We start from the raw sequence: 19023 nt of genomic DNA on the forward strand, positions 1-19023 counted from the left end.
CTTTCGGATTTTTTGTAAACGTATATAAATTAAGAGATATTGAATATTAGGAGGAATTAACAATGGCAGTTAACTTAAAAGGAAGAAGCTTCTTAACATTAAAAGACTTTACACCAGCAGAAATTAGATACTTATTAGATCTTTCTCATGATCTAAAAGCTAAAAAAAGAGCAGGAATATTAGGAGATAACTTAAAAGGTAAAAATGTAGTTTTATTATTCGAAAAAACTTCAACTAGAACAAGATGTGCTTTTGAATGCGGAGCTGCTGAAGAAGGTGCTCATGTAACATTCTTAACTAACTCACAAATGGGTAAAAAAGAATCAATAGAAGATACTGCAAAAGTTCTTGGAAGAATGTACGATGGTATTGAATTTAGAGGATTCAAACAATCTACTGTTGAAGAATTAGCTAAATATGCAGGAGTTCCAGTATGGAATGGATTAACTGATGCTGACCACCCAACTCAAATATTAGCAGATTTCTTAACAATAGAAGAACATGCACATAAACCATTAAGTGAAATAAAATTAGTATTCACTGGAGATACAAGAAATAACATGAGTTATGCATTAATGTATGGTGCAGCTAAAATGGGAATGCACTTCGTAGCTCTTGGACCAGAAAGCTTAAAACCAGATGAAGATATTCTTAAAGAAATGCAAGAATACTCAAAACAAACTGGAGCAACAATAGAATTTAGTTCAAATGTTGATGAAGCAGTTAAAGATGCAGACGTTATATACACTGATATCTGGGTATCAATGGGAGAAGATGAAAGCTTATATCCAGAAAGAGTTAAATTATTAACTCCATACAAAGTAACTAAAGAAATGATGAATAAAACAGGTAATAAACATACATTATTCATGCACTGTTTACCATCATTCCATGATGAAGATACAGAAGTATGCAGAGATATGCTTGATAGATTAGGCCTTGATATAAGAGAAGTTGAGGATGAAGTATTCAAAAGCAAAAATTCAGTTGTATTTGATGAAGCTGAAAACAGAATGCATACAATTAAGGCAGTAATGGTAGCAACTGCTGGTAAATAATAAATTTTCTTAAGGGGCTGTATTTATAATATTATCTAAGGAAAATAATTAGCATTTAAATTATTTAAATTTAATAACTGAGTTTTCCTTTCATCATATTATAAATGCCGCCCTGTTTTTACTAATGTGAAAGTGGGTGAGTTATATGGCAGATCAACAAAATGAACCAAAAAAATTAGGGTTTGCTCAGTTAGCAGCATTAATAGTTGGTTCTATGATTGGAGGAGGAGCTTTCAATCTTCCATCAGATATGGCAAGAGGAGCTGGAACTGGAGCAATTATAATAGGATGGGTTATAACAGGTATTGGAATGATAGCATTAGCATTTGTATACCAATCATTAGCTAATAGAAAACCTGAACTTACTGGTGGGGTTTATAGTTATGCAAAAGCTGGTTTTGGAGAATATATAGGATTTAACTCAGCTTGGGGATATTGGTTAAGTGCATGGATTGGAAACGTATCTTATTCAGTACTTCTATTTGGAGCTATTGGTTATTTCTTTCCAGTCTTTGGAGAAGGGAATAATGTAGCAGCTATTATTGGTGCATCAATATTACTTTGGGCATTTACATTACTAATATTAAATGGTGTAAGTGGAGCGGCACTTATAAATCTTATAACTACTATAGCTAAATTAGTTCCAATATTTTTATTTATAGTTATTTCATTATTTGTGTTTAATTTTCATAACTTTACATTCCAATTCTGGGGTACAACTGACTTAGGTGGAATTGTACAACAAGCTAAAAGCACAATGCTAGTAACATTATGGTGCTTTATAGGTATTGAAGGTGCCGTAGTTGTTTCTGGAAGAGCTAAGAAGCAAAGTGATGTAGGTAAGGCAACAGTAATTGGTCTTGTAGGTACACTTGTAATATACATGTTAATATCATTAATGGCACTTGGCGTTATGGACAGAGTTAAACTTTCAGGTCTTGAAAATCCTTCAATGGCATATGTTTTAGAGTTTGCTGTGGGTAAATGGGGTGCAGTTCTTATAAATTTAGGATTAATAATATCATTATTTGGATCACTTCTTGGTTGGTCATTACTTGCAGCCGAAATTCCTTATGTAGCAGCAAAAGATGGGGTATTACCTAAGGTTTTTGCTAAATTAAATAAAAAAGGTACACCAAGTGGTTCTTTAATAATAACTAACTTATTAGTACAAGCATTCTTAATATTAACTTTAGTAGCAAGTAGTACTTATCAAGCTTTATATTCAGTAGCTAGTACAGCTATTTTAGTTCCATATCTTTTAAGTGCAATGTATGGATTAAAATTAGCTTTAACAGGTGAAACTTACGATAAAGATCCTACAGGTAGAACAAAAGATAAAATTTTTGGTGTAATAGCAACCGTTTATGCTATATGGCTTTGCTATGCTGCAGGAATTAAGTACTTATTATTATGTTTTATATTATATGCAGTAGGTATTATATTCTTCTACATTGGTAAGAAACAAAATAATAAAGATAAAGTCTTTGAAGGAAAAGAAAAAGTCCTAGCTTTAATAGTTTTAGTTATAGCAATCATAGCAGTAGTAATGCTAGCTAATGGAACAATTACTATTTAAATAGTGGCTTTAAAAGAAGGCTATATTTTATGCAAACGTTGATTTAAGACAAAGAATAAAATTAAAAACAAGTATAAATATAAAGGGTTACTTAAAGATTAAATTGTGAGAAATAAAGGAGGAAAAGACAATGAAAATTGTTTTAGCATTAGGCGGAAACGCATTACAAAAAGACTCAACAGATAAAAGTGCAGAAGGACAATTACAAGCATGTAGACAAACAGCTGCTTCAGTAGCTGATTTAATAGAAGATGGACATGAAGTATCAATAGTACATGGAAATGGACCACAAGTTGGACAAATATTAGCTAGTCTTGAGTTAGCTCATCAAATTGATGATAAAAATCCATTATTCCCATTTGATGTAGTTGATGCATTTTCAGAAGGTTATATAGGCTATCATCTTCAAAACACAATAAGAGAAGAACTTTTAAAAAGAGGAATTAAAAAATCAGTGGATACAATTACAACTCAAGTAATTGTTAATAAAGATGATCCTGGATTTAAAAATCCAACTAAACCAATAGGTTCTTTTTACTCAAAAGAAGAAGCTGAAAGATTAGAAAAAGAAAATGGTTATGTTATGAAAGAAGATGCTGGTAGAGGGTATAGAAGAGTGGTAGCTTCTCCAAAACCACTGGATATAGTAGAAAAAGATGCTATAAAAACTATGGTAGAGAATGATTTTATTGTAATCGCTTGCGGAGGCGGTGGAATTCCTGTAATAGAAGAAGGAGATAGTCTTATAGGAGTGCCAGCTGTTATAGATAAAGACTTTGCCGCTGAAAAATTAGCTGAAATATTAGATGCAGATGCATTATTAATATTAACAGCAGTAGATAGAGTTTGTGTAAATTTCAACAAGCCAAATCAAGAAGCTTTAAAAGAAATTAATTTACAAAAAGTAGATAGATACATAGAAGAAGGACAATTTGCTCCAGGAAGCATGCTTCCAAAAGTAGAAGCTTGTAAAAAATTCGTATTAAGTGGCGATGATAAAGTGGCTATAATTGCTTCTTTAAGCAATGCTAGAGATGCTCTTAGAGGAGAATCTGGAACTAAAATAGTTAAATAATTACCTAAAAATATTAATTTCATTGTTTATATTAGCATACATAAAGGGTTAGATGGTAGAAAAGGAGAAACTATGAGTAATTTAGAGAAATCTTTAAGACAACAGGCAATATTAGATATAATAGAAAAGAAATGTATCGGTAAACAAGAAGAATTAATAATTGAACTAAAAGCATGTGGAATAATTGTAACACAGGCTACACTATCAAGAGATTTACATGAAATGAATATAATTAGAAAAAAACTTGATAATAAAGAACATAAATATGTAGTTACAAAAGAAGGAGCTTTTGTGAAAAAATATAAAAACATATTTAAAAGCTCAGTTGTAGATATAGCTATTCAAGAGTATTTTATATTAGTTAATACATTAAATGGTATGGCTAGTTTAGTTGGAGAATTTATAGATAGGCTTGGAGATAATAGAATAGCTGGAACTGTAGCTAGAAAAAATCATATATTAGTGTTGTGTAGAAGCCTTAATGCTACACAACAAATATTTAAAGAATTAGATTCTTTAAGACTATAATTAAAATCTTACCACCTTAAAAATGTTGCATTTTATACTTAAAAATTATACAAGAAACCATAAAGAAATTAACAATTTTTATTATTAAGAATTAAGAATATTAAAAAATAAAAAATGTTTTAATTGAGTAATTAAAATCCTAAACAATTACCTAAATATAAAATTAAAATGTCACAGTCAAAGTTTGTAATTTATAAACTTTGACTGTGACATTTTTTATATCTGAAAAGTAAACATTTTAACCTTGTTTAATATTTAAATTACTATATTTAAAACTAATAATAATTTAAATATAATAAACTGTATTTGGATAATTTTTTTATAATTAATTTAATATGATTAGAATAAGAGGAGATTAAGATGCAAGAAAAAATATCTAGGTTAACAAAAATAACTAAAATACTTTTGATTTTAACTTTAATTTTAAATACGATAACTTTAATAACAAATTTTAAGAATGGATTTACAATTTCTAGTTTAATATCCTGTGTAATTGATTATATAGTTATTGGATTAATTTACTATGTAATTAAAGAAAATAAGTAATTCTGAAAACATAACTTTCTTATGAATTTATAGTTTTGATTATATATAAAGTTTAAAAATAATAAGTATAATATGAGTAAGATTTATAATAAATTTTATGGTGAATTTATTAATATAATTAATAATAAAGTTAAGAATGCTTTGATTTAATTAATAGAAATGAATAGGAGAGGTTACTATGGGAAAAAAAATTTATATTAGTGATACTCATTTTGGTCATAAAAACATTATAAAATACTCAAAGAGACCATTTAAATCTATAGAAGATATGACAGAAGGATTAATAAAACGTTGGAATAATAAAGTGAGCCATGAGGATACGGTCTATGTTCTAGGAGATATGTTTTATGGAATAAAGTTAGATTATGAAAAGATAATAAATAGATTAAATGGTAAAAAGATATTAATTAAGGGAAATCATGATCAATGGATAGAGAATAATGAAAATTTAAAAAAGCTATTTTTAGAAGTAGTAGATTATAAAATAATTAAGGATTGTGGGAAACAAATTGTATTATTTCATTATCCAATAATTGAGTGGGCGTATAAAAATAATGGTTCACTACATCTGTATGGACATGTACATGATATTTGCAATACGGAAACTAAAATAATGTATAATATGGATAATGTTTATAACGTTGGAGCTGACGTTAATAATTTAGAACCTTGTACTTTGGAAGAGATAATAAGAAATAAAAAGAACTTTGGATATGATATATATGAAAAATAAATTAAAAAGATACTAGGTAAAATTTTACCTAGTATCTTTTATTTAAATTATCTTCTAACTATTCTTATTCCATAAGGTTCCATTTCAAATACTTTTTCTACTTTTTCACCTGTTAACATATCTGTTAAATTAAGATCTTTAGTATCGATAGACTTAGATTCATCTGAGAAGTTCATAAAGAATACAAACTCATTATTTTCATCCATACGGACTTGAGCGTTAACTCCAGCAGGTAAATCAAGCTCTATAGCTTTCTTTAAGTTGATTTTCTTAGCTAAGTTTCCATAGAAATCAGCAAGGAATTCATCATTGTTTCTAAATGCTATATAGTAAGCTTCTCCTTGTCCAAATTTATTACAAGTTAGAGCTGGCATGCCTTTATAGAAGTCAGTTTTGTATGTTGCAAGAACTTCAGCACCTTCAGAGTGGATTAGGTCACAGAATATTCTAGCTTCATATTCACCGTTCATTCCAAGGCTATTTCCTTCTTCAATAGCTACGTAGTTTACATCGCTATCATAAAGAGCATCTAACTCTTCAGCCCATATTCCTGTAACTTTTTTTAGTGGACCAGGGAATCCTCCTAAGAAGCATAGGTCATTTTCATCAACAATTCCGCTCCAGTAAGTTGTAACTAGAGTACCACCATTATTAACGAACTCTTCAAGTCTTTCACCTACACCAGGTCTTAATAAGTAAAGCATTGGTGCAACAACTACTTTATATTTTGAGAAATCACAATCCATGTTTATAACGTCAACTGGAATTGACATATCCCAGAATGCTTTATAGTGTTTTTGACAAGTATCGTGATAATCTTTCTTTTCTATTCTTGGACCTTGAGCATCATTAATTGCCCAGTAGTTTTCCCAGTCATAAATAACTGCTACTTCAGGTTCTACAGATGTTCCAATTACATCATTAAGCTTAGATAAAATTTCTCCAACCTTAGTTACATCTCTAAATACTCTTGTATTTTCATGTCCACAATGGTCAACTACAGCACCATGGAATTTCTCAGATGATCCTCTACTTTTTCTCCATTGGAAGTACTGAACAGTATCTGATCCATGAGCAACAGCTTGAAGAGAAGATAGAACGTGCATGTTAGGACGTCTAAGCTTTGCAACTGATTGCCAGTTTGTTGAACTTGGAGAACTCTCCATCATCATAAATGGTTTACCATTTAAAATAGCTCTGTTTAAATCATGAACAAAGCCAATTCTACTTCCTTCATGGGCATCATTTCTGTCATCACCATGCCAGTAAGGATAGTTATCCCATGATACAACATCTAAATAAGGTGCAAATTTCCAGTAATCTATACCTCTGTAAAGTGATATATAGTCATGGAAATTAGTAGTTACAGGAATATCAGGTGTGATTTCCTTTAATATACTTCTTTCATGCTTGTAGTAATCTAATGTTTGGTGAGTAACAAACCTCATCCAATCTAGGTTTAATCCATGAAGAGCAGGCTCCCCATGAGGTGCTGGTGCTTCTATTTCATCAAAGCTCGCATATGTGTGGCTCCAGAATTTAGCCCACCAAGCATTGTTTAATTTATTTATATCATTATCATATTTTTCTCTTAAAAATTCTCTAAATGCTTCTTCACATAGAGGGCAGTAACATTGTCCTTCAAATTCATTTGAAATGTGCCACATGATTAGAGCAGGATGGTCTTTATATCTCTCTGCTAATAGTCTATCTATTATAGCGATTTTTTCTCTATATATAGAAGAAGTGTAGCAGTGATTATGACGCTCACCATATAAATTTCTTACTCTGTTTGGCATAACTCTTAAAGTTTCAGGATATTTATGAGCCATCCAAACTGGTTTAGCTCCACTTGGTGTAGCAAGTATAACTTGGTTACCATTCTTGTGCATTAAATCCATGATTTCGTCTAACCATTCAAAGTTGAATTTTCCTTCTTCAGGCTCTAACATTGTCCATGAGAAAATTCCTACAGCAACAACATTTGTATGTGAAAGTTTCATTAATCTTACATCTTCACCCCATATATTAGGCATATCAATCCATTGTTCTGGGTTATAATCTGCTCCGTGAAGCATTCTTGTTATTTTAGAACTTATTGGTCCAAAGTTTTTCAAAATAATCTCCTCCATATACCATATTAATTAAATTATTTTTATTTAAGTTTGTTTAAGTTTTAAAATTTTAAGTATTTATTTATTAATTTAAGTTGAGAGAAAATAAGGATGTATTAAATCCTTACGTCTCAACTTAAAAGATTACCAGATTTAATTAAGCAATTTTTTCTGAGTTAGATTCATCAACCCATTCATTAGCAATAGCTTTTCCAACTTTTTTCTCATATTTTCTCCAGCATATTTCAGCAAATCCTAGGAATACTATTAAGCCTATTACGTTATATGCAAGTATGAATACAGGATTTGTTGCTCCAGCTTCTAATGTTCCATTGAAGTAAGCCATAAAGTCTTGTGGTGCTGGAACTGAAGATATTACAAATACTAATGAGAATAGTGCAAGTAATAATACACCAATTGCTATACCAAAACCTCTTGGTCCAACTTTAAAGCTTCTTTCCATATCATCTTTCTTAGCTCTTAAAACAATATATCCAACTAAGAAGAATAATACTGGGATTAGAGAAGTTGATGCTGTCATGTTTATTAACATTTCAAGTAAGCTATCTACTGATCCAATTCCTAAAGCAGGTATTAATAATAATACTGTTACAACTGCTGCTTGAACATATAAAGCATTTACAGGAGTACCTTTTTTATCTGTTTGAGAAATCCACTTACCAAATATTCCTTCTGGAATTTCAGAGAATAATACTTTTACTGGTGCTGCTGTCCATAAAACTAATGAGCCTAAAGAAGCAAGCATCATTATAAATCCAACTATGTTTGTTACTATATTTCCTATTCCATAGTGAGAACCTAATATTGCGAAAGCGTCAAATAATCCATTAGAGAAGTTACCGCTTAATGTTTCAGATGGTACAACTAAACCTACTGATACAGCTCCAAGAGCATATAAGCCACCAACTATTCCAGTTGAGATTAACATTGTTCTTATGAAAGTTTTATTTCCACCTTTTACGTCTTTAATATATACTCCAATACTTTCAGCTCCACCTACTGCTTGTAATATCCAAGCTAAAACCATGAAGAATTTCCAATCAAACTTTGGAGCAAGAGTTTCTGCAGTGAATTCCTGAGCAGGAGCTTCCCCTAAGAATAAGATTACTCCAAAAGATAATGCTATAAATCCTAATCCAAGAACTATTCTAGCTACACCAGATACATTTGTTACTTTAGCAACCCAAGATACCCCTTTTGTAGATAAGAATGTTACTATCCAGAATAATGCTATTGATATAACAGATATTAAAACAGTTCTTCCATCAAAGACATTTCTACCAACTACTGTGTAAGATGCGTAAATTAATATCTTTGGTAATAGTGATGTAAAGAAAAATAAATTAACAAAGAAATAAGACCAAGATCCTAAGAATGCCCATCTTGCACCTAAGGATTTTTTTATCCAACTGTTGATTCCAGATTCAGAATCGGAACTAGCTGTTGCAAATTCACCTATCATCAATGCAAATGGTAAGAAATAAAATATTGTACCAAAAATGTAAGATGGTACTGTAGCAAGTCCGATGTTTACACTACTATCAATTATGTTTCCAAATGAAAATACTGCCGTAAATGTCATAAGCATTAAAGCTCCTGAACTAAGCGACCTTTTTCTTTCACTCATTTTAAATTTCCCCCTTATATTCCATAGTTTTTTAATTTGATTTTTTATCAAGGAAACGTTTTCCGTGAGTATATAATACCATTTTTGACTTGGATATTAATGTATAAAGTTTGAATTTTTAGTAAAAAAATAATAATTTTACTAAAAAGTTTTACTAAATAATTATGGTAATAAAATTTGTTTTAATATTAAATTTAAAGAAAATTATACTCGTAAACATAGATTTAATACATATATTTCAATAAAAGTATTTATTTTGAAATTAAATTTCGTGAAAATAAAATATATGATTTAAGAAGATAGTTATGAAATGACTATATAAAGTAAGTGTTTTTCTAGTAAAAATATTGGTAAAAATTTACTGAGTAAATTCATGCTTTAGTTAATATGATTTTTGCCATATTAAGCTAGATTTGGAGAAGTCGCTAAAAATCAATATTTACCTAAAACAATAATAAAAAAATGGCAGGATTTTATTTTGAAATTCTGCCATTCATAATCTTGATTTTTATGTGAGAGTGTTAAAATATAGTTTTAAAGCTTTTATGTTTTATGCGATATTTAAGATAAAGTCAATATGTATATTAACTATTTGATTTCTCTAAAGTAGAAGTACAGTTAGGACATCTAGTAGCTTTTATATCCATTTTTGTAAAGCAATAAGGACAATCTTTTTCTGTAGCTTTAACTTCAACTTCTTCTTTTTTCATAGAGAAGTCTTTAATTTTATTAATTTGCTTTATTACTATAAATATAGAAAATGAAATAATTAAGAAATTAAGTAAATTATTTAAAAATAGTCCGTAATTTATAGTAGCTGCGCCAGCCGCTTGAGCTTCTTGTAAAGAGTTGAAGGGCTGACCGCTTAAGTTTATATATAGATTAGAAAAATCCACTTTACCTATTAAACCTCCTACTAAAGGCATTATAATATCATTTACTAATGAAGTTACAATTTTACCAAAAGCACCACCAATAACAACACCGACAGCTAAATCTACTACATTTCCTTTCATGGCAAATTCTTTGAATTCTTTCCACATGTTAATTTCTCCTTTCAAAATATAATTACAAGCTATAATTTATATTTTTTATTATTAGGCTATATTTTAAACCTATATTTGTTTTAGATAAGTGTAAAATAATATAAATATTATCATTCCCTTAGAGCCTATTATTAAAACAATAAACTTTTATAACTTAAAAAACTGTGAAATTAATAGTTAAAGGATTGTTTTATACTATATTATTTTTGCATAAAAGACAAAGCTAATTGAAGCAGATAAGGAATACTGGAGTCAAAAAGGATGGTTAGGAAAAGAAACACCTTGGTGAGTGAATATGTATGTTTATTTTGTAATAGATAAATCTAAATTATAAATTTTATTTTCATTTTATTCAAAAAAAGTATTGATTTTTAAAAAGAATTGTATTAGAATTTAATAAAAATTGCTAGTTTTCAGATAAGATTACTAGGGTATAAATGCGTTGAAAAAGTAAAGTAGCATTTTGGAAAATCACAGAGAGGAAAATGATGGTGAGAATTTTCTATTTAGAAAAAATGTGAAGTGCACTTTGGAGCAGAAATCCGAAATTATTAGTAGGGTTCTCCGGGTTCGCCCGTTATAGTGATTAGGCATATTAGTGCTGATTTTTTTGAGTGCAGATATATTTTATTTTATCTGAATTAGAGTGGAACCGCGAATTACCTCGTCTCTATATTTTTATAGAGGCGAGTTTTTTTTATTGTAAATTTTATAATTAGGGGGCTAAAAACATGAATTCAGTAAACTATTTTAATTCCATAGCTAAGGAGTGGAACAGAATAAGAGTAGAGTATTTCAAAGATGAATTAAGAGAAAAGGCTATAAACTCTGTAGATATTAAAAATAAAGTTATTGCAGATTTAGGAGCTGGAACAGGATTTATAAGTCTTGAAATAGCTAAAGAGGCTAATATAGTTTTTTCAGTAGATTCATCTAAGAATATGCTAAGTGAGCTTTATAGAACAGCTAAGGATAATGAGTTAAATAATATCTATCCAATAAATGGGGAAGTAGAAAATCTTCCAATTTTTGATGATTCCATTGACTTAATTTTTATGAATATGGCATTACACCATGTGGAAAATCCAGACATGGCCATAAAGGAAATGTATAGGATATTAAAACCAGGTGGAAAGGTCATTATAACTGATGTATTAGAGCATAATGGACAATGGGCAAGAGAGGAGATGTTTGATATTTGGCTAGGATTTAATTATGAGCAATTAATAAATTGGTTTGAAAAAGCATATTTTAAAAATATTCATGTAGAAAATACAGGATTAATTGCTAGAGGAGAGTCTTTACTTGGGGAAGTAATAGAACCAGGTATTTTTATGGCAATAGCAAAAAAATAGAACTTTTTTTAGGGGTATGTTGATTTTAAGCTAATTATTCAAAGCTAGCTTAAAATTGATGTTAATTAAAGCAAAGCAAAAATAAAAAGGAGAGATAATTATGAAAAAGAATTCTTTATTAATACATGGGGGCATAAGTATAGATGAAAAAACTGGGGCAGTAAATATACCTATATATCAAACATCTACATATAAGCAAAAGGATTTTGAGGAAAATAGTGGTTATGAGTATTCAAGAACAGGTAATCCAACAAGGGAAGCCTTAGAAAAGTTGATTGCAGATATAGAATATGGAAAAAGAGGATTTGCCTTTGCCTCTGGTCTTACAGCCATTACAGCAGTTTTAAGCTTATTTAAGAGTGGAGACAAAATATTAATTACTAACAATGTTTATGGAGGAACTTTTAGAGTAATAGACAAAGTATTCTCTAACTTTGGAATAAAATATGAAGTTGTTGATGACTTCACAAAACTTGAAGAAAAGGTAGATGAAGATGTTAAGGCTGTTTATATAGAATCGCCAACAAATCCTTTATTAGATGTTATGGATATAAAAATGATAGCAAACAAAGCTAAAAAATATGGATTATTAACAATTGTAGATAACACATTTATGAGTCCATATTTCCAAAATCCATTAAATCTTGGAGCTGATATTGTACTTCATTCAGCTACTAAGTATCTTGGAGGACATAGTGATTTAGTTGCAGGATTAGTTGTAGTTAATGGTGAAGAACTTGGAGAAAGAATACATTTTATTCAAAACTCTACTGGAGGAATACTTCAACCTTTTGATAGTTTCTTATTGATTAGAGGAATTAAGACTTTATCAGTAAGAATGGATAGACACGAATTAAATGCTGAGTTTATATCTAAAGAATTAAGTAAATTATCCGGGATAGAAAAGATATATTATCCAGGTTTAGACAGTCATAAAGGACATGAGATACAAAAGAAACAAGCTTCTGGGTTTGGAGGAGTAATTTCATTTACGTTAGATAGCAAAATTGATTATAAGAAATTTTTAAATAATCTAAAACTTATTACCTTTGGGGAAAGCTTAGGCGGTGTTGAATCTTTAGCATGCCATCCAGCATCAATGACTCATGCTGCTATGCCTATAGAACTTAGAGAACGTATAGGTATAACAGATAGATTAATAAGAATTTCTGTAGGTATAGAAGATAGGGAAGATATATTGGAAGATATAAAACAAGCTTTAGTTAAGGCTGGTGATGAAAATGAAGTACTATAACGATATAAGAGAATTAATAGGAAATACTCCAATATTAAAATTAAATAATATAAAAGTTAAAGATGGAGTAAATATATATGCAAAAATAGAGGGGAATAGTCCAGGAGGAAGTTGCAAAGATAGAGTAGGAATGTATATGGTAGCTAAAGCAGAAAAAGAAGGCAAACTTAAAGAGGGAGATACTATTATAGAGGCAACAGCAGGTAATACTGGTATTGGCATTGCCTTAGCTGCTATTAATAAAGGCTATAAAATAATATTTGTGGTTCCAGATAAATTTTCTATAGAAAAACAGAAAATAATGAAGGCTTTGGGGGCTGCTATAATAAATACTCCTAAAGAAGATGGAATGGAAGGTGCCATAAAGGTAGCCAATTCATTATTAAGTGAAATTCCTAATTCCTTATCCTTAAATCAATTCTCAAATGAAGCAAATCCATTGGCTCACTATGAGACTACTGGAAAAGAGATATATGAGGGGCTAGATGGGGAAATTGATTATTTCGTTGCTGGAGCAGGAAGTGGTGGAACATTCTCAGGGGTATTGAAATATTTAAAAGAGAATATACGAGAAGTAAAAGGTGTATTAGCAGATCCTGTAGGTTCCATTATAGGAGGGGGAACTTGTGGATGCTACAAAATAGAGGGAATAGGTAATAACTTTATTCCTGAAACTATGGAAATGGGCTTAGTAGATGATGTTATAAAAGTAGATGATGAAGAAGCCTTTGAGGCAGTGAAACTACTAGCACAAAAAGAAGGATTAATAGTAGGCTCATCATCGGGGGCAGCACTTTCAGCTACATTGAAACTAGCTGAAAGGATAAAAAAAGGTAATATAATAACAATATTTCCTGACAGAGGAGATAGATATTTTAGTACAGAATTATTCTAAAAAAATATATATAAAATAATATATTAATAGAACATATTAAAAGGAGATGGGTTAAATGGTTAAAGTTGAAAGTTTTGAATTAGATCACACAAAGGTTAAAGCACCTTATGTCAGAAAAGCTGGGATAAAGGTTGGACCTAAAGGAGACATTGTTTCAAAGTTTGATTTAAGATTTGTACAACCTAATAAGGAACTTTTAAGTGATAAGGGAATGCACACATTAGAACATTTTCTAGCAGGGTTTATGAGAGAAAAATTAGAAGATGTTATAGATATATCACCTATGGGATGTAAAACAGGTTTTTATTTAACAAGCTTTGGAGATGTTGAAGTTAAAGCGGTTATAGAAGCATTAGAATATTCACTAGATAAGGTTTTAGTACAAGAAGAAATTCCTGCTGCCAATGAATTACAATGTGGAAGTGCAAAGTTACATTCATTAGAATTGGCTAAAAATCATGCAAGACAAGTTTTAGAAAATGGAATAAGTGATAAATTTTATGTAGAGTAAAAAGAAAATAGTGTTATAAAAAGTATTTTGAATAGAGATTGTAAATATATTAAAGCCATGAATAGAAATAAATCTATTCATGGCTTTAGGAGTATATGATGCTTTTTATATAAAAAAGCACATTGGAGTGATGATTATTTATATTTTAAAATTTGATGGAAAGCTATTTAAATTTAGTTTATTAGGGCAGCTATAAGGACTATTACATAATATTATTCTTGGTATATAGGAGTAACATCCGTATAGTTTAATACTATAAAATATTTATATAAATCATAAATTTCATTGAAGTAAATTCTAAGATGTCATATAACAGATGGAATCTATAATTAAAAATCAAGTTAATTATTAGCTTTGAGAGGTTAGTTTAGTTTATTTTTAAACGTTTTAATCAATGAAATTATTATAACATAAATAAATTTTAAGGATATTTTTTAAATTTATTATTATTTAGATTAAAGATAATTTTTTATGATTAAGTTGAAGATAATTAAAGAGTTTGATATATAAGTTAAAGCTATTTTATGGATAAAATGACAAAAGATAAAAAATAAAACAAGCTTAAATAAGCTAATAAAATAAATATTGGGTATGTAGGAAAAAATAAATTTAAATGAATAATATACCTTATTAAAATAGAAGTATATAATAATACTTGGGATATACTTATTTGGATGAAAAGCAACTTAAGAAGGTGAGTAAAATGAGTTTTAAAAGTTTATATATAGATGCCATAAATTTATCATCTAGTGTTGTAGAGAAAGTTACTAAATATACTTTAGCAGCTAAAATTTATAAGGTTATTTTCCAATTGGGAGCTTATCCAAAGCCTAAGAATTTTAGTGAGATATATAATAACTTAAATATTAAAGATGATATTACTTATAAATCATCAATTTTAAATAATAATAAATTAGATATATATTATCCAAAGAGCATTAATGAAAAGATGCCAGTTATAATGTGGATTCATGGTGGAGGATACATAGCTAATAGTAAGGAGACAGTTAAAAGTTATATGATGGCTCTAGCTAATGAAGGCTTTGTTGTAGTTAATATAGATTATGCTTTAGCACCAACATATAAATATCCAAGTCAGATTACTCAATGTAATGAAGCTTTAAAATATGTTTGGAATAACATAGAAAACTTTAATGGAGATAGAGAGAGTATATTCATTGGAGGAGATTCAGCAGGAGCTCAAATAGCGAGCCAGTTAGGGGCTATTATAAGTAATAAAAAATTAGCTGAAGGAATGAATTTAAAACCAAGTATATGTAATAGTGTATTAAGGGGAGTTATATTATTTTGTGGACTATATGATATGGATTCTGTTAGAGCAACAAAATTCCCTGGGATTCAAACATATATGCAATGTTTAACTGGAGTTAAAGATTTTGAGCATTATAAAAGAATAGACGAGCTATCTACAATTAAAAACATAACCCTTAATTATCCTAATACCTTTATAACTGTTGGAGATATAGATCCTTTTGTAAATCAAGGAAAAGAGTTAGCAGCTTTATTAAGAGATTCGGGAGTTAAAGTTACTTCAAAATTCTTTGAAAATAAGGATTTATGGCATGAATATCAATTTAAGTTTTCTCTTCAAGAAGCTCAAGAAACATTTAAGAGTGTGATTGACTTCTTAAAAGAAAATAGTAAAGCATAAAAAATAAGGCCATGTATTAGAGTTAAATTTAACTCTAATACATGGTCTCATTTTATTTAGTAGCGAGAAACTCTAAGGTTATAGCTTGTAAAGATAAGGGTCTTAGAGTTGCTAACTATTAGAGAATGTAATATTAACTGCTAATTAAGATGTTCTTATGGTTCACTATAAGAACAAACATTTGATAAAAATACATTCTATTTATTATAAGTTTAGTTTCCGGCACTTTCATAAGAGGAAACCCCTTTAAGCCATATCATATAAGCTACAAGAATAGTAGCAACACCTACTACTAAGGTTAATATAACTCCCATAAAAAAGCCTTCCTTTCCAAGAAGATAGGTTCCGGGATAATATCCTGTAAAAGCAAATGGTATTAAAAAAGTTAATAAAAACTTTATTGCACTTGGATAAATATTTATAGGATATTTAGCAAAATCACTTAATCCATAAGCAATTTGAACATGTCTAAAGCTTGTTTTAGTCCAAAAGGATATTGATGTTGCAGCAAGTTTTACTCCTGTGTATATGAAAGTACCTCCTATAACAGCAATTATGAATCCTATAATCCAAAGAGGGGTAACTTTTACTCCAAGTTTTATTCCTGAATAAATAACAAGTATAATTCCAACTATAAGTTCTCCAAAGCCGTCAGGTTGAAACCTTTCTGCTATTACTTGAAATAATGGATTTAAAGGTCTTAATAGATATCTGTCAAACTCTCCATGAACTATACTTTTCCAACAAAAAATCCAAAGATAGTCAGTAAATATGTGGTCAATTCCTCTTGGAATTTGGGAAAAGCCATATATGAATATTATTTCGTAAAAACTCCATCCAGCTAGAGTAGGGATGTTGCTGAATATAAGAGAAATAAATATTAAGGAAGTAGCTTGTACTAACAAAAATCCAAAGATTCCATAAATAAAGTCTTCTTTATATTCCATTAAGGTTTTTAAGTATTGCTTTAAAAATTGTATATAAATTTTATAATATCTTTTCATGCTCTTAACCCCCTTGAATAGTTAATTTATCAATTATTCTATTCCACATAACCTTAGATAAGCCCATAAGTATAATAACCCAAAGAAGTTGTAATCCAAGTGATTTAGCTATTTCAATAGAGCTTAATTTATTAAGATAAATCATAGCAGGAGTATATATTATTGAGCTAAATGGTAAAAAGTTAAATAGCTTTTGTACTATTTCAGGGAAGAATGTAAGTGGAATCATAGCTCCTGAAACAAGCATTATAATAGCACGAGCAATTTGAGATATTCCCCATATGTTGTAAAATTTAAAAGCTAATAATCCAAACATATAAGAATAATAAATATTGATTAAAAAACCTAAAATAATACTAATCAAAAATATTAAAAGTGAAATTAGGTTAATATTTATTCCATTATATAATGCATAAATACTAACTAAAATTGCACCAGGTAAAAACAAGGTCAAAAAGGAAAATATGAAGTTTCCTATTCCAATAAAAATTATTCTTAGTCTATAATTTATGGGCTTAATTAGATTCATAGCAATAGAACCATCTCTAACCTCAAAGGATATATCACGGCTTACATCAGTACTGGTAACGATTCCGATTAAAAGCGTAATCATAATATAAGTAAGCATTTCCTTTAGAGTGAAACCTTTCATAACTCCTTCTTGTGAACTGCTATAAATAGCTATCCAAAGAAAATAAGTAACACTTATCATAATTAATTGACCTATTAATCCCATGAATAGGTTGGCTTTGTAAGCTGAGAGTTTTTTAAAGTCACCTTTAGCAAAGGAACTATAAACTCGTATTGTTTTAAAGAAATCCATAGTTACACCTCATTTCTATAGATTTTCTTGATTATATCTTCAATGCTACTTTCTCTTAATAAGAAGTCTAAAACATCAACCTTTTCCATAACCTTTGAAAGGATTTTAGATGAGCTTATTTTGTTTTTATTGAAGTTTATAATAAGCATACCATTTTCAATATATTCATTTAAATCTTCATCTTTCAAATTTCGTAGAGTTTCATTATTATCTGAGGTAAATAAATCTTTTAGATTTAAAGTGTTTTTAAAATCATTTTTGCTTTGGATTTCTAATGTAGTCATATAGCCATATTTCTTTTTAATGTCATCTAAACTACCATCATATATTTTGGTTCCTTTGTCTATAATGATTATTCTTTTACAAAGTTCCTCAATATCGCTTAAGTCATGAGTTGTAAGTATAATGGTTGTCCCGAATTCTTTGTTTATCTCTTTTATGGCTGTCCTAACCTTTTCCTTTACAACTACATCTAATCCAATAGTTGGCTCATCTAGATATAATATTTTAGGACTATGTATTAATGAGGCAGCTAAATCTCCTCTCATTCTTTGTCCTAGGGAAAGGGTTCTAACAGGTCGAGTCATAAACTCATCTAAATCTAGAGTTTCATTTAAGAATTTCATGTTTTTTTCGAACACTTCATCTGGAATAGAGTATATATCCTTTAAGATAGTAAAGGTCTCCGATAGAGCTAAATCCCACCAAAGTTGAGTTCTTTGTCCAAAAACAACTCCAATATCTTTAGCATTCTTTTCTCTTTCTTTGTAAGGAATTCTTCCATTAACTAAGACTTCTCCAGAAGAAGGGGTTAGTATCCCTGTCATCATCTTAATTGTAGTAGATTTACCAGCACCATTTGAGCCAATGTAACCAACAATTTCTCCACTTCCTATTTCAAATGAAACATTGGAAACTGCAGTTTTTAAATCGAACTCATTTGAAAACAATGACTTAAAAGCACCTTTAAGACCACTTTCTTTCTTTTGAATCTTAAATTCCTTTGTTAAGTTTTCAACTTTTATCATAAAATCACCTCCTAAAAATTTCTCAATAATATCCCTTAGCATATTGGTTAAAATAATAATTTTTGAATACGATTAACCCATGATGCCTATTATATTTTAGTTCTTTTCAAGTAAAATTACAAATGAAATTTAATTAGTTTTAGAAAATAAAAA

General features: G+C 29.3%; 17 protein-coding genes and 1 other annotated feature. Of the genes, 11 read left to right on the forward strand and 6 right to left on the reverse strand.

All coding sequences use genetic code 11. The annotated features are described in order from the left end of the window. The first annotated feature begins 62 nt into the window (after positions 1 to 62). The 6 genes from argF (at position 63) to AC2A4K_RS01120 (ending at position 5519) form a co-directional block, all read left to right on the forward strand. Positions 63 to 1058: an ornithine carbamoyltransferase gene (gene argF, locus AC2A4K_RS01095; RefSeq protein ID WP_322505233.1), complete on the forward strand. Its 996-nt coding sequence runs from the start codon at positions 63 to 65 to the stop codon at positions 1056 to 1058. Between the two features lie 145 nt (positions 1059 to 1203). Next, positions 1204 to 2637, forward strand: a complete 1434-nt coding sequence (gene arcD / locus AC2A4K_RS01100) for an arginine-ornithine antiporter (RefSeq protein WP_322505234.1) — start codon at positions 1204 to 1206, stop codon at positions 2635 to 2637. A 130-nt stretch (positions 2638 to 2767) separates the two neighbouring features. After that, a complete protein-coding gene (gene arcC / locus AC2A4K_RS01105; protein WP_322505235.1) occupies positions 2768 to 3712 on the forward strand; it encodes a carbamate kinase in 945 nt (314 codons plus the stop codon). A gap of 72 nt (positions 3713 to 3784) precedes the next feature. Beyond that, entirely contained in the window at positions 3785 to 4240 is a 456-nt protein-coding gene (locus AC2A4K_RS01110) for an arginine repressor (protein WP_322505236.1), read from the forward strand. A gap of 360 nt (positions 4241 to 4600) precedes the next feature. Continuing rightward, positions 4601 to 4786 (forward strand): hypothetical protein, encoded by a 186-nt coding sequence (locus AC2A4K_RS01115; protein WP_322505237.1) that lies wholly within the window; start codon positions 4601 to 4603, stop codon positions 4784 to 4786. A 178-nt stretch (positions 4787 to 4964) separates the two neighbouring features. After that, positions 4965 to 5519 (forward strand): metallophosphoesterase, encoded by a 555-nt coding sequence (locus AC2A4K_RS01120; RefSeq protein ID WP_322505238.1) that lies wholly within the window; start codon positions 4965 to 4967, stop codon positions 5517 to 5519. Positions 5520 to 5566: 47 nt separating this feature from the next. Here AC2A4K_RS01120 and AC2A4K_RS01125 read toward each other — a convergent pair whose 3' ends face one another. The 3 genes from AC2A4K_RS01125 to mscL form a co-directional block, all read right to left on the reverse strand. Next, complete coding sequence (locus AC2A4K_RS01125) at positions 5567 to 7636, reverse strand: beta-galactosidase (RefSeq protein WP_322505239.1); 2070 nt, start codon at positions 7634 to 7636, stop codon at positions 5567 to 5569. A 154-nt stretch (positions 7637 to 7790) separates the two neighbouring features. Continuing rightward, on the reverse strand, positions 7791 to 9281 hold the full coding sequence (locus AC2A4K_RS01130) for an amino acid permease (RefSeq protein ID WP_322505240.1): 1491 nt from the start codon (positions 9279 to 9281) through the stop codon (positions 7791 to 7793). A gap of 584 nt (positions 9282 to 9865) precedes the next feature. Continuing rightward, complete coding sequence (gene mscL / locus AC2A4K_RS01135) at positions 9866 to 10324, reverse strand: large conductance mechanosensitive channel protein MscL (RefSeq protein ID WP_322505241.1); 459 nt, start codon at positions 10322 to 10324, stop codon at positions 9866 to 9868. Between the two features lie 436 nt (positions 10325 to 10760). Next, positions 10761 to 11002 (forward strand) — a binding site (T-box leader). 56 nt (positions 11003 to 11058) lie between these two features. On the opposite strand from mscL, the gene AC2A4K_RS01140 reads away from it, so the two are divergent. From AC2A4K_RS01140 to AC2A4K_RS01160, 5 genes are all read left to right on the forward strand, one after another. After that, positions 11059 to 11682 carry a class I SAM-dependent methyltransferase gene (locus AC2A4K_RS01140; protein ID WP_322505242.1) on the forward strand — a complete coding sequence of 208 codons (624 nt, stop codon included), beginning with the start codon at positions 11059 to 11061 and terminating at the stop codon, positions 11680 to 11682. Positions 11683 to 11782: 100 nt separating this feature from the next. Further along, positions 11783 to 12937 carry a trans-sulfuration enzyme family protein gene (locus tag AC2A4K_RS01145; RefSeq protein WP_322505243.1) on the forward strand — a complete coding sequence of 385 codons (1155 nt, stop codon included), beginning with the start codon at positions 11783 to 11785 and terminating at the stop codon, positions 12935 to 12937. Continuing rightward, complete coding sequence (locus AC2A4K_RS01150) at positions 12924 to 13832, forward strand: PLP-dependent cysteine synthase family protein (RefSeq protein WP_322505244.1); 909 nt, start codon at positions 12924 to 12926, stop codon at positions 13830 to 13832. The genes AC2A4K_RS01145 and AC2A4K_RS01150 overlap by 14 nt, the downstream gene beginning before the upstream one ends. Before the next feature lie 55 nt (positions 13833 to 13887). Next, complete coding sequence (locus tag AC2A4K_RS01155) at positions 13888 to 14343, forward strand: S-ribosylhomocysteine lyase (RefSeq protein ID WP_322505245.1); 456 nt, start codon at positions 13888 to 13890, stop codon at positions 14341 to 14343. 703 nt (positions 14344 to 15046) lie between these two features. Continuing rightward, a complete protein-coding gene (locus tag AC2A4K_RS01160; RefSeq protein ID WP_322505246.1) occupies positions 15047 to 16015 on the forward strand; it encodes an alpha/beta hydrolase in 969 nt (322 codons plus the stop codon). 212 nt (positions 16016 to 16227) lie between these two features. Here AC2A4K_RS01160 and AC2A4K_RS01165 read toward each other — a convergent pair whose 3' ends face one another. The 3 genes from AC2A4K_RS01165 to AC2A4K_RS01175 are packed head-to-tail and all read right to left on the reverse strand — an operon-like array spanning position 16228 to position 18870. Further along, positions 16228 to 17019 carry an ABC transporter permease gene (locus tag AC2A4K_RS01165; RefSeq protein ID WP_322505247.1) on the reverse strand — a complete coding sequence of 264 codons (792 nt, stop codon included), beginning with the start codon at positions 17017 to 17019 and terminating at the stop codon, positions 16228 to 16230. Between the two features lie 4 nt (positions 17020 to 17023). Next, positions 17024 to 17842 (reverse strand): ABC transporter permease, encoded by an 819-nt coding sequence (locus tag AC2A4K_RS01170; RefSeq protein WP_322505248.1) that lies wholly within the window; start codon positions 17840 to 17842, stop codon positions 17024 to 17026. Between the two features lie 2 nt (positions 17843 to 17844). Then, positions 17845 to 18870 (reverse strand): ABC transporter ATP-binding protein, encoded by a 1026-nt coding sequence (locus AC2A4K_RS01175; RefSeq protein ID WP_322505249.1) that lies wholly within the window; start codon positions 18868 to 18870, stop codon positions 17845 to 17847. Positions 18871 to 19023: the final 153 nt, after the last annotated feature.

The sequence above is a fragment of the Clostridium sp. LIBA-8841 genome (assembly GCF_057782475.1).